This is a genomic window from Actinoplanes sp. NPDC051851 (genome assembly GCF_040681165.1).
GTDB lineage: Bacteria > Actinomycetota > Actinomycetes > Mycobacteriales > Micromonosporaceae > Actinoplanes.
On sequence record NZ_JBFAYF010000025.1, the window covers coordinates 13,166 to 28,838 of the forward strand.

Below are 15,673 nucleotides of genomic sequence, written 5' to 3' on the forward strand. Positions count from 1 at the left end.
CACCAGCATCCGTCCACCGGGTTGCAGATCGGGTCGAAGCGGGGATCAACGACGACGGGGAGAAAAGGCAGGGAGAAAGGTCAACGCCGGCGGGGCGAGAAGCGGTGGGCCGCGGTGAGCGTCCGGGTGGACCAGCGCATCGCGTCCAGGGCCGGCTTGGCCAGGTCGGCGGAGTCCGCCTCGCCGTCCTCGTAGGCCTGGACGGACTGCAGGACCTTGCCGAGGCGGCCGGTGCCGTAGGTGACCGCGTCGTTGACGTCGGCGGAGAGCGGCAACTGCTCGGCCACCGCCGCCGGGGTCGTCGCCATCAGGCCGGCCATGCCGGTGACCAGGCCCGCCACGAAGGCGGCGCCCGGGTCGGCGTTGTAGCGCGGTGCCAGGTTCTCGCAGAGGCGGGCCTTGGTCAGCGCGGTGAGCAGCTGCTCCTCGGGGGCCTCGCCGACGTCGTCGACCACCATCAGGGTGGCCCAGCGGCGGATCTTGATCAGGCCGACCAGCATCACGGCCTGGCGGACCGAGGAGATCCGGCTGACCACGCCGGCGGCGACCGAGTTGCTGACCCGCAGGACGCGCAGGGCGAGGGCCGGGTCGCTGGCGATGATCGAGGTGATCTTCTCGAGCGGGACGTCGGGGGACATCAGGGCCGCGACCAGTTCGAGGCGGCGCAGACGGGACGGTGAGAGGCTGGGCGTGCTGAGCACCTGGGGGCGGCTCAGCGCGTAGCCCTGGCGCAACTCCATGCCGTACCGGTCGGCGATCGCCACCTGGTCGGCGGTCTCCAGGCGCTCGGCGACCAGCTTGATGTCCGGGAACCTACGGCACTCGGCGACGATCTCGTCGAGTCGGCTCAGGTCGCCGTCGAGCAGGTCGAGCTTGACGTAGGAGGCGAGGCCGAGCAGGCGTTCGTGGCCGGAGCCCCAGACGAAGTCGTCGAGCGCGATCTGGTAGCCGGCCTCGGCGAGGGCCGTGATGCCGGCGATCACCTCGTCGTCCACGTCGACGGTCTCCAGTACCTCCAGCACCACCTGCTCCGGGCCGAACGGCAGGGGCAGGCGCCCGGTGACGAACTCGCGGGTCAGGTTGATGAAGCAGGGACGGTTGCCGGCGACCTCGGCGATGCCGAACTCGGTGAACGCGTTGACCATGACGGTGCTGGTCGCGTACGTGTCCTGGCGGCCGGACGCGATGTCGTCCATCCGGCCGCGGAACAGCAGTTCGTACGCGACGACCGCGCCCTGCGCGTCGAAGATCGGCTGACGGCCGACGTGCACCGCGTCCAACACCGGGATGTCCACGCCGACGCCATCGGCAGCACTGTGTCCCACTTGATGAATTAGACGCGACTCCGCAGAGGAAGGTCGCCGAGCCGGGGAAACATTGCCGAAACGGATGCTTCCCCATCGCCCGCTCGCCATGTTGGGATGAGACCGCCGTCACAGATCAGCCTGAAGGGGATCCACCGGATGCTCAACCTCTCCGTTCTCCTGGAGGACAGCGCCCGCCACCACCCGGAGCGCGCCGCCGTGGTGCTCGGCCCGCAGCGGCTCACCTACGCGCAGGTCGACGCCGCGGCGAACCAGGTGGCGAACCTCCTGGTGGCACGGGGGATCCAGCCCGGCGACAAGGTCGCGCTCTCCTGCCCGAACCTGCCGTACTTCCCGGTCGTCTACTACGGCATCCTCAAGGCCGGCGCGGTCGTCGTACCCCTGAACGTGCTGCTCAAGGGGCGCGAGGTGGCGTACCACCTGAAGGACTCCGAGGCGAAGGCGTACTTCTGCTTCCAGGGGACGCCCGAGTTGCCGATGGGCGCCGAGGGGTTCGCGGGGTTCAACGACGCGCCGGGCTGCGAGCACTTCCTCCTGATCACCGCGGACCCGGCCGCCGCCTCGCCGATCGAGGGCGCCGAGACGATGGGGGCGGCCCTGAACGGGGCGAGCCCGGTCTTCGAGAGCATGCTGCGGGCCGAGACCGACCCGGCGGTGATCCTCTACACCAGCGGGACCACCGGCCAGGCCAAGGGCGCCGAGCTCTCCCACTCGAACCTGCTGCTCAACGCGCTCACCTGCAACCGCCTCTTCGGTACGCAGCCGGCCACCGACACCCACCTGCTGGTACTGCCGCTGTTCCACTCGTTCGGCTCGACGGTGAACATGAACGCGGGCTTCGCGACGGCGTCGACGCTGGTCCTGCTGCCCCGGTTCGACGCCGACGCGGCGGTGCGGCTGCTGCAGAGCGAGGAGGTGACCTTCTTCGCCGGGGTGCCGACGATGTACTGGGGCCTGCTCAACGCGCTCGCCAAGCAGACCGAGGGCGTCGACGTGGAACGGATCGCCCGGAACATGCGGGTCGCGGTCTCCGGCGGGTCGAGTCTTCCCGTCGAGATCATCAAGGCGGTCCAGGAGCGCCTCGGCGTCACCATCCTGGAGGGGTACGGGCTCTCCGAGACCTCGCCGGTGGCGACCTTCAGCGACCCGCACGGCGAGCCCCGGCCCGGCTCGATCGGCATCCCGATCTGGGGCGTCGAGGTGAAGCTGATCGACCCGGAGTGGCGGACCGTCACCGGGACGGACGAGATCGGCGAGATCGCGGTCCGCGGGCACAACATCATGCGCGGCTACTACAACCGGCCCGAGGCGACCGCCGAGGTGATGCGGAACGGCTGGTTCCGGACCGGGGACCTGGCGCGCCGGGACAAGGACGGCTTCTACTACATCGTCGACCGGGCCAAGGACATGATCATCCGCGGTGGCTTCAACGTGTACCCGCGGGAGATCGAGGAGGTCCTGATCACCCACCCGGCGGTGTCGCTGGCCGCGGTGATCGGGGTGCCGCACCCCAGCCACGGCGAGGAGGTCAAGGCGTTCGTCATCCTCAACCCCGGCGCCACCGCGACCGAGGAGGAGCTCGTGGCGTGGGGCCGGGAGCAGATGGCCGCCTACAAGTACCCGCGGGTCGTCAGCATCGTCGAGTCGCTCCCGATGACCGCCACCGGCAAGCTGCTCAAGCGCGAACTGAGCTGACGAATCCCTGCGGAGATTTGGACGCCCGGCGGAGACCCCGCCGGGCGTCGCCGTTCGTAGACTCGGGCCGACCGATCCGCCACCATGATCGTTTGCATCCTTGATCGTTTGCATCCATGACGCACAGTGGACGGGCAGGAAGAAACACCGGCCGAGCAGGAGGTTGGCTTGACCACGACCCTCACACCACCGGGTGGACTGGTGCACCGGGTCGGGCGGCTGCGGCGGCACTCCCCGGGACGGCTCCAGCTGATCCTCGCCGCCCTGGTCACGCTCGGCCTGCTGACCGGGCTCGTGGCGGGGCTGACCGCGAACGCCGCCTCGACCGGGACGGCCGACCTCGGTGACCGGGAACAGCCGCTGCTCGTCGAGGCCGAGACCATCTACACCTCGCTCGCGGACGCGGACACCACCGCCGCCCAGGCCTTCCTGGCCGGCGGGCTCGAGCCCGCGGACCTCACCCGGCGGTACGACGCCGACCTGGCCCGTCTCGCCACGGCACTGACCTCGGCCTCCCGCCGTACCCCGCAGGAGAGCCCCGCCGCGCAGGCGGTGGAGGCCATCGCCGCCGGTGTCGCCAAGTACTCCGCGCTGGTCGCCACCGCCCGCGCCGACAACCGCCAGGGCCTGCCGGTCGGCGCGTCCTACCTCTCCGCGGCCTCCACGCTGAACCGGGAGACGCTGCAGGTCCAGGCGCAGGCGCTGTTCCAGATCGCCCAGGACGAGGTGGACGCCGGGTACGCCGACGCCCGCAGCTCCTGGTGGCTGACCCTGCTGGTGGCGCTCTTCGCCGTGCTCGCCGCCGCGCTGATCTGGTCGCAGATCTACCTGAGCCGCACCACGCACCGGACGTTCAACGTGCCGCTGCTCGCCGCGACCGCCGCGTTCGCGCTGCTCTTCGTGGGTGCGGCCGGGGTGTTCGGCGCCCAGCGCGGCCACCTGAGCAGCGCCGACCGGAACGGCTCCACCCCGGTCTCCACCCTCGCCGAGCTGCGCATCGTGGCGCTCTCCCAGCGGGCCGACGAGGCGCTCACGCTCGCCGCCCGCGGCGGTGGCGGCGACTCGGAGGCGCACTTCGACGCGGTCACCCCGCAGGCCGACTTCGACGATCCGGCGCTCGACGACGTCCGCACCGAGATGAACAGCGCCCGGGACGGCTACGCGGCGTACCTCGCACTCCACGATCAGGTCCGTGAGCTGGACGACGGCGGTGACTACGAGGGAGCCGTGGACCTGGCCGTCGGCGCGAAGAGCGGCACAGCCTTCGCGAGCGTCACCGACGCGCTGGACCGGGCGATCACCGACCGGAAGGCCGCCTTCACCAGCCAGATCACCAGCGCCGGCACCGGGCTGGACCTGCTCACGGTGCTCGGCCCGCTGCTCGCCCTGATCGGATGCGTGCTCGCCGCCCTCGGCATCCGCGCACGCCTGGAGGAGTACCGATGAGATCCAGCCTGGGACGGGCCGCCGTCGTCCTCCTGCTCCTGACCACCGCCGCCTGCACCGCCGACGACACCACCGCCCGGCCGTCGGGCAGCACGCCGGCACAGCCCGAGACCAGCACCTCGGCCGCGCCCGCCGACACCTCGTGCAACCCGCGCGCCAGCCTCCGCCCGTCCGGTTCCCTGCCCGAACCGGGGAGGATGCCGGCCGGCAGCTACATGGCGGAGATCTACCAGCGGGGGCGCCTGGTCCTCGGCACCAGCCAGGACACCCTGCTCTTCAGCTCCCGCAACCCGTTCACCGGCGAGATCGAGGGCTTCGACGTGGACATGGGACGCCAGATCGCCGAGGCGATCTTCGGTGACCCCGACAAACTGCAGATCAAGGTCGTGGCGTACGACAAGCGGGTGGACTCGGCGAAGGACGGCACCGTGGACGTCGTCGCCGACACGATGACCGCCAACTGCACGCGCTGGAACTCCGTCGACTTCTCCTCGATCTACTACGAGTCCGGGCAGAAGATCCTGGTCAGCAAGGACTCCACGATCAAGGGCGTGGACGACCTGAGCGGGAAGAAGGTCTGCGCGGCGAAGGGGTCGACGTCGTACGACAACCTCGGCAAGCTGACCAGCAGGCCGGAGCGGGTCGCGCTGGCCAGCTTCGGCGACTGCCTGGTGGCGTTCCAGCAGAACGAGGTGGACGCCATCTCGACCGACGACACCATCCTGATCGGGATGGCGGCCCAGGACCCGTACGCGAAGGTGGTCGGCGACCGCTACACCGAGGAGCCGTACGGTATGGCGATCTCCAAGGACCATCCGGAGTTCACCCGCTTCGTGAACGCGGTGCTGCAGAAGAACCGCGAGAACGGCACGTGGAAGGCGACGTACAAGAAATGGCTGGGTCAGTTCGGCCCGGTCCCGAACCCCCCGGTGGCTCAGTACCGATGATGGTGGGCATCCTGGACAACGCCGACCGGACGCTGGCGCATCTGGAGACCGCGGCGGCGGCGATCGCGGCCAACCTGGTCGACCTGGACGACAACCCGGTACGCCGGGACCTGGACAAGGGACAGCTGGCCGGGCGCACCGCCACGGCCTGGGCGGACGCGACCGACGAGCTGGCCCGCCTCTGGGAGGGCTACCGGATGCTGACCGAGCTGATCACGAAGGCTCGCGGGGTCCGCAGCGCCAAGCGGCTCAGCGACGGCGATCGGGCCGCCTACGTACGCCTCGTCCTGGGCGACTCGATCACGCTCTCCACCCAGACGGTGCCACTCGCCCAGCGCGGCCTTCTCGGGCCGGGCCAGGTGACCACCGCGTGCACGCCGATGGAGCTGCTCGGCGCGATGGAGCAGTCGTTCCGTACCGCGGTCGACGTGGTCACCCGGGTCGCCGACATCCGGCAACGGCTGATCCCGGCCGCCGCCGACGTCGCGGCGAGCCTGGACCGGGTCCGCCGGCTCGCCGAACAGGCCCGGACCGGCCTGCCGCTGCTGGCCGAGGCCGACCTGCTGCTCGGCGAGCTGACCGGCGCGCTGGCCGACGACCCGCTCAGCGCCGAGACCCCGGAGCAGGGGCTGGACCGGGTCCGGCGGCTGATCGAGCGGGCCGACGCGGAGCGCACCTCGGTCACCGAGTTCCGCGCCTCTCTGACCCGGCGGCTGGCCCGCGCCGCCGAGCGGGCGACCGAGATCGATCAGGCCGACCGGGATCTGCGGGCGTCCGTTCGGGACGTCGCCGACCGGTTCGCGCCCGAGGTGGTCGCCCGGGGACCACGCGGCGATCTCCGGCACGAGCTGACCGCGCTCAACGCGCTGGCCGCCGCCGGACAGTGGACCTCGATCAGCCCCCGTCTCTCCGCGTGGACCCAGCAGTCGGAGGGACACCTGGCCGGGATCCGGGAGGCGACCGCCCGCAACCGCGCCCTGCTCGCCGAGCGGATGGAGTTGCGCGGGCGGCTCAGCGCGTACCAGGCGAAGGCGCTGAGCCGGGGTCTCGGCGAGAACGAGGCCCTGGCGGTCCTCGCGAACGACGCCCACGAGAGGCTGTACACCGCGCCGTGCGATCTGGACGCCGCACGCCGGGCCGTCGACGCATACCAGGAAGCGCTGAGAGGTGATCAGCAATGAGATGCCAGCGGAACTGTCCCGGCACGATCGAGGACGGCTACTGCGACACCTGCGGCCTGGCCCCGGCGGCGCGAGCCACGACGGCGCCCGCCAAATCCGATAAATCCGAAATTTCGGCGGGCCCAGCAGCGAGCACGGGTACAGCCGCGAGCACGGGTACAGCGGCGGGTACGGCGGCGGCGACCGGTGCCTGCCGGCGCGACGGCTGCACCGGCAAGCTCGAGGACGGCTACTGCGACACGTGCGGCATGGCACCGGCGGCCGGCGCGGTACCCAGGCCCCGGGCGGCGACGTCTCCCAGCTCACGCACGGGTGCGCTCTCCACCCGTACCGGAAGCTCGAAAGGAAGCCGCAGCGGCCGCACCGGATCGCGGCGCCGCTTCGGCAGCGGCCTGGTCGACATCGCGCCGATCCCCCGGGTCGACCCCGCCGCCACGGTGATGACGGTCGCCGAGGTGCCGGAGTCCAAGCGCTTCTGCGCCACGTGCAACGAACCGGTCGGCCGGGCCCGCGGTGACCGCCCCGGCCGCAGCTCCGGCTTCTGCCCACACTGCGGCGAGGCGTTCGACTTCACCCCGAAGCTGACCAAGGGCACGCTGGTCGGCGGCCAGTACGAGGTGGCCGGCCCGCTCGCGCACGGCGGTCTCGGCTGGATCTACCTGGCCACCGACCGGAACGTCTCGGACCGCTGGGTGGTGCTCAAGGGCCTGCTCAACTCCGCCGACGAGGACGCGCTGGCCGCCGCGCTCGCCGAACAGCGGTTCCTGGCCGAGGTCGAGCACCCGAACATCGTCAAGATCTACAACTTCGTCAAGCACGACGGCGCCGGCTACATCGTGATGGAGTACGTCGGCGGGAAGTCGCTCAAGGACATCCTCAAGGAGCGGCAGTCCGGCCCGGGCCCGCTCCCGGTCGCGGACGCGCTCGAGTACCTGATCGAGATCATGCCCGCCTTCGGGTACCTGCACGACCGCGGGCTGATCTTCTGCGACTTCAAGCCGGACAACGTGATCCAGTCCGGTGACCAGATGAAGCTGATCGACCTGGGCGGCGTGGTGCACGTCGACGACCAGGAGGCCGCGATCTACGGCACGATCGGGTACCAGGCGCCGGAGATGGCGACCGAGGGCCCGTCGATCGCCGCCGACCTGTACACGATCGGGCGCACGCTGGCCGTGCTCACCACCGACTTCCGCGGCTACCAGACCACCTTCAAGCACGGCCTGCCGGACCGCGAGGCGTTCGGCGTCTACCGCGAGCACGAGGCGTTCTACCGGCTGATCGCCCGGGCCACCAGCCTGCGCTCGGACGAGCGGTTCGTGGACGCGGCCGAGATGGCCGAGCAGATGACCGGCGTACTGCGCCAGGTCATCGCGGCCGGCGGCGAGGCCCGGCCGGCGCCGTCCCGGCTCTTCACCGGCGAACTGCGCACCGACCTGAAGACCGACGCGCCGCGCTGGCCGGATCTGCCCACCCCGCTGATCGACCTCGGCGACCCGGCCGCCGCCTTCCTCGCCTCGGTCACCGTGACCGATCCGGCCGAGGTGCTGGCGCTGATCAGGAGCTCCGGGACGCAGACCACCGAGACGAAGCTGCGCGAGCTGCGCGCGGAGATCGACCTCGGCGCCCGGCACGGCGTCTTCGACGACGCGGCGAAGGCCCGCGACGAGCTCGCCGCCACCGACGGCGCGGACTGGCGGGTGGCCTGGTACGACGGCCTGCTCGCGCTGGCCCGGGAGGACTGGACCACCGCCCGGCAGCGCTTCGACGCGGTCTGGGCGGTGCTCCCCGGCGAGCTCGCCCCGCAGCTCGCGCTCGGCTTCACCGAGGAGCTGGCCGGCCGCCCCGAGAAGGCGGTCCGCTACTACGACGTGGTCAGCCGGACCGATCCCGCCTACACGACGGCCGCCGCCGGTCTCGCCCGCTGCCGTCTGGCGGGTGGCGACCGGGTCGGTGCGGTGGAGGCGTACCAGCGGGTGCCGGGCACCTCGGCGGCGTACCGGATCTCGCAGGTCGGCGCGGTGCGTGCGCTGGTCCGGGCGCATCCGGCGGCGGGCGTGGACGTCACCTCGCTGGCGTCGGCGGCCGAGCTGATCGAGCGGCTCGAGGCGGAGGCGGCCCAGCTCGCCGAGCTCCGCGCCGAACTCCTGGAGCAGGCGCTCGCCTCGATGGGCGGCGGTGCGAGGATACCGGCCGTGGTGCTGGGCGGTCCGCGTACCGGCGACGCCGCGGAACGGGATGTCCGTTTCGCTCTGGAGGCGGCGTACCGGGAAATGGCTCGCGCGGCCCACGGCGCCGAGAAGATCCGCCTCGTTGATCTGGCCAACGCGTCCCGGCCCCGGACGCGGACCTAGGAAGCACCTCCCCGAGAGAAGGCACGTTGATTTTGACCGAGTGCGACGCCTGCGCCGAGGGACGCGCCGCCGGTGCGGCGTTCTGCGAGGAGTGCGGGCGCGCCCTGAGCGATCCACCCCCCGCCTCTGCCGCGGCCTCCGACGATTCCGCACCCTCTTCCGCATCACGTACGCCCGGCGAGGCCGGCGAGACGGCTGAAGAGGCGGCGAGGTCCACCAAGGGCAGCGGGCGGGACTGCCCGCACTGTGAGACGTCCGGGTCCGTGGGGGTGGACGAGTACTGCGAGCATTGCGGCATGCGCGCCGGGCGTCCCCGCGACCACATCGAGGCCGATGGTGGCCCGGTGGCCGCCGCGGTGAGCAACCGCGGGCGCCGCCACCACCGCAACGAGGACGCGATGTGGCTGGCCGTCGGCCCGGGCGCCGCCGACGTGGTGGTCTGCGACGGCGTCTCGTCGTCGTCCGACCCGGACGTCGCCTCGGACGTGGCCACCCGCGCGGCCGGCGAGATGCTGGCGCACGCGGCGCTGCCCGCCGAGCCGTCCACCGACGGGCTAGCGGACGTGGTCGGCACGGCGATCATCGCGGCCGGGGCCGCCGTGGCCGCGCTGGCCGGCAGCGGCGATCCGCGCCGGACCGCCTCCAACCCGGCGTGCACGATCATCGCGGCGGCGGTGCGCGGGCCGCACGTCGGCTACGGCTGGGTCGGGGACAGCCGGATCTACTGGATCGGCCCGGACGGGCCCGCCGAGCAGCTCACCGAGGACGACTCCTGGGCCCGCCACGTGATCGCCCTCGGGGTGGACCCCCAGGTGGCGATGAACGACCCGAAGGCCCACGCGATCACCGCCTGGCTGGGCGCGGACGCCGGCCGGATCAAGCCCCGGGTCGGCGGGCTGACCGCCACGGCCCCCGGTCACCTGGTGCTCTGCAGCGACGGGCTGTGGAACTACCTGACCGATCCGGCCGACTTCGCCGCCGCGATCCGGGCGTCGCTGCAGAGCACGGCCGACGCCCCGTCGCCGCTGCTGGAGGCGGCCCGCGAGCTGATCGCGTACGCCAACGCCGCCGGAGGCGCCGACAACATCACGGTCGCCCTCGTACCGATCCACCCGCCCACCGCCGCGGAAGCCACCGCCGCTCCGGAAGCCACCACCGCTCCGGAAGTCACCACCACTGCGGAGGCCACCACTGCGGAGGCCACCGCTCCGGCGGCCGCCGCTGCGGGGGACGAGGACGCCGGGTCCGACGTGGCCGACAGCGCGGCCACCGCGAGCGCACCAGACTCACCAGACAAGGCCGAGGCCGAGCAAGCCGCTGACGAAGCGTAAGGAGTATCCCGTGTCCTACACCGCCGAGGCTTTCCAGAACGAGTACCTGGCCCTGCGAGCGACCGAAGTCAACGCGATCGTCACCGTCACGTCGTCGGGGTCCGAGGGCGGCCGCCGGACGAGCGGCGCCACCGAGATCATCATTGTGGACGCGTCCGGATCGATGCAGGCGGAGGGCCGGATGGCCGCCGCCCGCCAGGCCGCCAAGGCCGCGGTGAACTGCATCGACGACGGCGTCAACTTCGCCATCATCGCCGGGGTGAGCACCGCGCAGCAGCTCTTCCCGGAGCCGGGGCACCTCGCGGTCGCCTCCCCGGAGACCCGTGCCGCCGCGATCACCTCGATCGACCGGCTGCAGGCCAGCGGCGGCACCGCGATGGGCGCCTGGCTGCTGCTCGCCGCGCAGCTGTTCGAGCAGCGGCCCGGCGACATCGCGCACGCCATCCTGCTCACCGACGGTGACAACGGCGAGCGGCAGGGCTACCTGGAGAGCGTCCTGCAGAACATCGGCGGCCACTTCACCGTCGACTCCCGGGGCGTCGGCACCAACTGGAAGGTCTCCGAGCTGCGGAAGATCGCCACGGCCATGCTCGGCACCGTCGACATCGTGGCCCGGCCGGAGGGGCTGACCGCGGCCTTCGAGCAGATCATCACCGCCGCGATGGGCAAGACCAGCGCGGACGTCCAGCTCAAGGTCTGGACCCCGGTGAACGCGAAGATCCGCTTCGTGAAGCAGGTGGAGCCGCAGGTCGCTGACCTGACCGGCAAGCGGGCCGAGGACGGGCCGCGCGCCGGGCGTTACCCGCTCGGCGCGTGGGGTCAGGAGAGCCGCGACTACCACGTCTGCGTGGACGTGCCACCGGGCGAGGCCGGCGACGACATGCTCGCGGCCCGGGTCTCCGTGGTCGAGGGCGACGAGGTGCACGCGCAGTGCCTGGTCCGGGCGGTCTGGACCGAGGACAGCGCGCTCTCCACCCGGATCAACCGGCAGGTGGCGCACTACACCGGGCAGGCCGAGCTGGCCTCGGCGATCCAGGAGGGCCTGGCCGCCAAGGAGGCCGGCGACGACATGACCGCGACGCTGAAGTTCGGGCGCGCGGCACAGCTGGCCCACGAGAGCGGTAACGAGGCGACGCAGGAGCTGCTCGCCAAGGTGGTCGAGATCGAGGACGCGGCGACCGGCACGGTCCGGATGCGCCGCAGGGTAGCCGCGGAGGACGAGATGGCGCTGGACACCCGTTCCACCAAGACCGTGCGGGTGGGCCGGGTTCAGTGAGCGCGTACACCTGCCCGAACGGGCACCGGTCCGCCGAGGCCGACTACTGCGACGAGTGCGGTGCGAAGATCGCCGGCGTCGCTTCTCCGGACGCCACACCCGCTGCCACCGCCGCTCCGGACGCCGCGCCCGCTGCCGCTCCCCCGGGCGCCACACCCGGTGGCGTCGCTTCTCCGGAGGCCGCGGGCCCGCCGGCCGTGTCCGTCACCGATCCGACCGCGCAGCTGACGCCTGCCGGGCAGTGCCCGCACTGCGGCGTCCCCCGCTCCGGGGAGACCCGGTTCTGCGAGGACTGCGGGTTCGACTACACCACCGGGAAGATCCCCTCGCTCCCCGTCGAGGAGGCCGCGCCCGCCGGGCAGTGGACCGCGACGATCTTCGCGAACCGGGAGTACTTCGACACCAACGACATCGAGGGCGTCGACTTCCCGGCGGACCCGCCGTCGCGGATCATCACGCTGCCCAGCCCGCAGGCCCGGATCGGCCGGAAGAGCCGGACGAAGGGGACCGCCCCGGAGATCGACCTCACCGCCGAGACCGCGGACCCGGGTGTCTCGCACAGCCACGCGCTGCTCACGCTGAACATCGACGGCGTGTGGCTCGTCTCCGACCTGGGATCCACCAACGGCACGTACCTCAACGACGAGGAGCAGCCGCTCGGGGCCGGCCAGTCGCGCGCGCTCAAGGATGGTGACCAGGTCCACGTCGGCGCCTGGACCACCATCACCATGCACGCGCCCTGACATCATTGCCGGGTGGCCGACCCCTCCCCGAACACGCCGGGCCCGGATTCGTTCGGTGCCCGGCTCCGCTCGCTGCGCCGGGCCGCCGGGCTGACGATGGAGCAGCTCGCCGAGGCGTCCGGGGTCAGCGCCCGGGCGATCAGCGACATGGAACGGGGACACAGCCGGGCCCCGCAGGCGCGGACGCTGACCGCTCTCGCCCAGGGGCTCGGCCTGGACCCGGCCCAGCTCGGCGTCCTCGAGGAGACCGCCCGGCAACAGCGCTCCCACTCCGCGGGGCGGCCCCGCCTCTGTGAGCCGCCCCGGGCCATCCACGACTTCGTGGGGCGGGCCGACGAGCTGGACCAGATGCGGCGGCACGCCCTCGCGGGGCTGGGGCCCGCTCCGGTCACCGTGGTCCACGGTCAGCCCGGCCTCGGCAAGACGGCTCTCGCCGTACGGCTGGCGGACCAGCTGAAGGACCGCTACCCGGACGGCTGCTACTACCTGGACCTGCGTGGCACCGACGCGGAGCCGGTGGCGCCGGGCGAGGCGCTGCTGCGGCTGCTGCGGGCGATGGAGGTCGGCAGCCGCCGGATCGCCGAGTCCGACGACGAGCGCTCCAGTCAGCTGCGGGCGGTCCTGAGCGAACGCCGCTGCCTGCTGGTCCTCGACAACGCGGGCAGCGAGGCCCAGGTCCGCCCGCTGCTGCCCGGCGACGGCGAGAGCCTGGCCGTGGTGACCAGCCGCCGGGTGCTGGGCGGGCTCGACGGCGTACTGCGGATCGCGCTGCAGCCCCTGGCCCCGGCCGAGTCGGCGGCGATGCTGCGGGCGATCGCCGTCCAGGCCGCCGATCCGCGGGCCGCCGCGCAGGTCGAGGCGGTCGCCCGGCTCTGCGGTCACCTGCCGCTCGCGCTGCGCATCGCCGGTAACCGGCTGGCCACCCGTCCGGCGTGGACGGTGGAGAGCCTGGTCGCCCGGCTCACCGACGCGGACCGGCGGCTCGCGAACCTCTCCACCGGCGATCTCGGGGTGGCCGCCGCGTTCGCGCTCTCGCACGCGCAGCTCTCCGTCCCGGCACGCGGGCTGTTCCGGCGGCTCGCGCACGTGCCGGGCGTGGACTTCGCCGCGCCGGTCGCCGCCGTACTGACCGAGAACGGGCCCGACGACGCCGCCGACGGCCTGGACGAACTGGTCGACCTGGGCCTGCTCCAGCAGTCCGGCCCGGAACGGTACCGCTTCCACGACCTGATCCGGCTCTTCGCGCAGGAGCGGCTGCGCATCGAGGAGCCGGCCGGCACCCGGGCCGCGACCGCCAAGCGGATGGCCGACTGGTTCCTGCACACCGCGATCGTGGCCGGCCGCTGGTTCGAACCCGGGTACGGCGCGCTGCCCGCGGGGTACGCCGGCCTGGTCGGGCTGCGGACCGCCGAGGAGGCCGACGCATGGCTGCAGGCCGAGCGGACCAGCTGGCTGGGCGCGCTCCGCTCGGCGGCCCGCGGCGGGCAGTATCAGCTGGTCGTGGACGTGGCCGAGGCGATGCACTGGTACTCCGACAAGCACATCCGGGGCGCCTACTGGTACGAGGTCTACGGGCTCTCCCGGGCCGCCGCCGCCCGGCTCCCCGACCGGCGCCAGGAGGTCACCCACATCAACTACCACGCGTGGGCCGCCACCCACTGCGCCCGGCGGCCGGGCGAGGGCGCGGAGATCGCGATGGACGCCTACCGGCTCGCCGTCGAACTGGACGACGTCAAGGAGCAGGGCTGGGCGCTGCGCTACGCGGCCGACGCCTGGCGGCACGGCGGGCAGGCGGAACGGGCGCTGGAGCCGTACCGGAAAGCGCGGGAACTCGCCGACCGGGCCGGGGACCACGACGCATTCGTGCAGATCGGCCCGGGTCTGGCGATGGTGCTCAACGAGATGGGACGGCACGAGGAGGCGCTCGCCGCGTGCCGGGACACGCTGCGCGAGCTCGACGCCCGGCCGGTCTCGCCCCGGCCGGCGGTCAGCGCCCGTGCCTGCGCGCACACCACCGCCGCGGGCATCCTCGCCGACCAGGGACGCTGGACCGAGGCGCTCACCGAAGCCGACCGTGCGCTCCCCGCGGCCAGCGAGTTCGGGTACGCCGGGTACCTCGGCGAGGTGCACCTCACGATGGGGCGCGCGCGGATGGCCCTCGGCTCGCCGGAGCAGGCACGGCCGTACCTGAAGAAGGCTGTGGAACTGCTTGACGGGACCCCCTTCCGGCGCAGCGCCGAACGGGCCCGGGCCGGACTCGCCGCGCTGCAGTCCCTCCGCTGAAGTTCTGCATATTGTTCTGCGTGGTTCCGGAGCCCGGGAATTGATGTCATGAGAGCACGGCCGCGCTGCCCGGCGCGGACACCGCGAAAGGACTCTCATGAGCTTCGTCACGACCTCGGACGGCACGAACATCTACTTCAAGGACTGGGGTACCGGTCGCCCGGTCGTGCTGAGCCACGGCTGGCCGCTGAACTCGGACAGCTGGGAGGCGCAGCAGCTCTTCCTCGCGCAGAACGGCTACCGGGTGATCGCCCACGACCGTCGCGGTCACGGCAGGTCGGACCAGACCTGGCACGGCAACGAGATGGACACGTACGCCGCCGACCTGGCCGCGGTCATCGACTACCTGGACCTCGCCGAGGTCACCCTGGTCGGCTTCTCCACCGGTGGCGGCGAGATCTCCCGCTACATCGGCAACTACGGCACCTCGCGCGTCGCGCAGGCCGTGCTCGTCTCCGCGGTGCCCCCGCTGATGCTGAAGACCGACGACAACCCGGGCGGCCTGCCGATCGAGGTCTTCGACGGCATCCGGGCCGGCTCCCTCGCCGACCGCGGCCAGCTCTACCAGGACTTCGCGAACGGCCCGTTCTTCGGCGCGAACCGTCCCGGCGCACAGGTCTCGCAGGGCATGAAGGACTCCTTCTGGCTGCAGGGCATGGCCGGCGGCCACCACAACACGTACGAGTCGATCGCCGCCTTCTCGGCCACCGACTTCCGCGGTGACCTGGCCAAGTTCGACGTCCCCACGCTGGTCATCCACGGCGACGACGACCAGGTCGTCCCCTTCGAGGTCGGCGGCCAGGCCTCCGCGGCCCTGATCAAGGGCGCCGAGCTGAAGGTCTACGCGGGCGGCCCGCACGGCATCACCGACACCCACAAGCAGCAGCTGAACGAGGACCTGCTCGCCTTCCTGAACAGCTACAACGCCTGATCTTCACTCACCCGGGGAAAGGGAGGGGGCCCGGCTACCCCGGGCCCCCTCTCCCCTGCCCGCTCACCCTTCCGGCCGGTGGTGAGGGGTGTCCCGCTCCGCGTGAGACAGCCCTCAGCACCAGCCGGAACCGTGCGGAGGCGCCGCCGTTGTACAGGGAG

Annotated in this window: 11 protein-coding genes; 10 read left to right on the forward strand and 1 reads right to left on the reverse strand. The window is 72.3% G+C overall.

Annotated elements, in window-relative coordinates; translation table 11 throughout:
- Positions 1 to 80: 80 nt before the first annotated feature.
- Complete coding sequence (locus AB0M08_RS23385; RefSeq protein WP_364496846.1) at positions 81 to 1,325, reverse strand: HDOD domain-containing protein; 1,245 nt, start codon at positions 1,323 to 1,325, stop codon at positions 81 to 83.
- Positions 1,326 to 1,421: 96 nt separating this feature from the next.
- On the opposite strand from AB0M08_RS23385, the gene AB0M08_RS23390 reads away from it, so the two are divergent.
- The 10 genes from AB0M08_RS23390 to AB0M08_RS23435 all read left to right on the forward strand — a co-directional run bounded on the left by AB0M08_RS23390 (position 1,422) and on the right by AB0M08_RS23435 (position 15,512).
- Complete coding sequence (locus tag AB0M08_RS23390; RefSeq protein ID WP_364496849.1) at positions 1,422 to 3,020, forward strand: long-chain fatty acid--CoA ligase; 1,599 nt, start codon at positions 1,422 to 1,424, stop codon at positions 3,018 to 3,020.
- 168 nt (positions 3,021 to 3,188) lie between these two features.
- On the forward strand, positions 3,189 to 4,466 hold the full coding sequence (locus tag AB0M08_RS23395) for a hypothetical protein (RefSeq protein WP_364496850.1): 1,278 nt from the start codon (positions 3,189 to 3,191) through the stop codon (positions 4,464 to 4,466).
- Positions 4,463 to 5,413 (forward strand): transporter substrate-binding domain-containing protein, encoded by a 951-nt coding sequence (locus tag AB0M08_RS23400; RefSeq protein ID WP_364496853.1) that lies wholly within the window; start codon positions 4,463 to 4,465, stop codon positions 5,411 to 5,413. Before AB0M08_RS23395 ends, AB0M08_RS23400 begins: the two co-directional genes overlap by 4 nt.
- Positions 5,410 to 6,594, forward strand: coding sequence for a hypothetical protein (locus tag AB0M08_RS23405; protein ID WP_364496856.1), 1,185 nt, complete (start codon positions 5,410 to 5,412; stop codon positions 6,592 to 6,594). Before AB0M08_RS23400 ends, AB0M08_RS23405 begins: the two co-directional genes overlap by 4 nt.
- On the forward strand, positions 6,591 to 8,948 hold the full coding sequence (locus AB0M08_RS23410; RefSeq protein WP_364496858.1) for a tetratricopeptide repeat protein: 2,358 nt from the start codon (positions 6,591 to 6,593) through the stop codon (positions 8,946 to 8,948). Before AB0M08_RS23405 ends, AB0M08_RS23410 begins: the two co-directional genes overlap by 4 nt.
- A gap of 26 nt (positions 8,949 to 8,974) precedes the next feature.
- On the forward strand, positions 8,975 to 10,279 hold the full coding sequence (locus tag AB0M08_RS23415; RefSeq protein ID WP_364496861.1) for a PP2C family serine/threonine-protein phosphatase: 1,305 nt from the start codon (positions 8,975 to 8,977) through the stop codon (positions 10,277 to 10,279).
- 10 nt (positions 10,280 to 10,289) lie between these two features.
- Positions 10,290 to 11,555, forward strand: coding sequence for a VWA domain-containing protein (locus tag AB0M08_RS23420; RefSeq protein WP_364496864.1), 1,266 nt, complete (start codon positions 10,290 to 10,292; stop codon positions 11,553 to 11,555).
- Positions 11,552 to 12,298, forward strand: coding sequence for an FHA domain-containing protein (locus tag AB0M08_RS23425; protein ID WP_364496867.1), 747 nt, complete (start codon positions 11,552 to 11,554; stop codon positions 12,296 to 12,298). Before AB0M08_RS23420 ends, AB0M08_RS23425 begins: the two co-directional genes overlap by 4 nt.
- A 12-nt stretch (positions 12,299 to 12,310) precedes the next feature.
- Positions 12,311 to 14,581, forward strand: coding sequence for a helix-turn-helix domain-containing protein (locus tag AB0M08_RS23430; RefSeq protein WP_364496870.1), 2,271 nt, complete (start codon positions 12,311 to 12,313; stop codon positions 14,579 to 14,581).
- Between the two features lie 97 nt (positions 14,582 to 14,678).
- Complete coding sequence (locus AB0M08_RS23435; protein WP_364496873.1) at positions 14,679 to 15,512, forward strand: alpha/beta hydrolase; 834 nt, start codon at positions 14,679 to 14,681, stop codon at positions 15,510 to 15,512.
- The last annotated feature ends 161 nt before the right edge of the window (positions 15,513 to 15,673 follow it).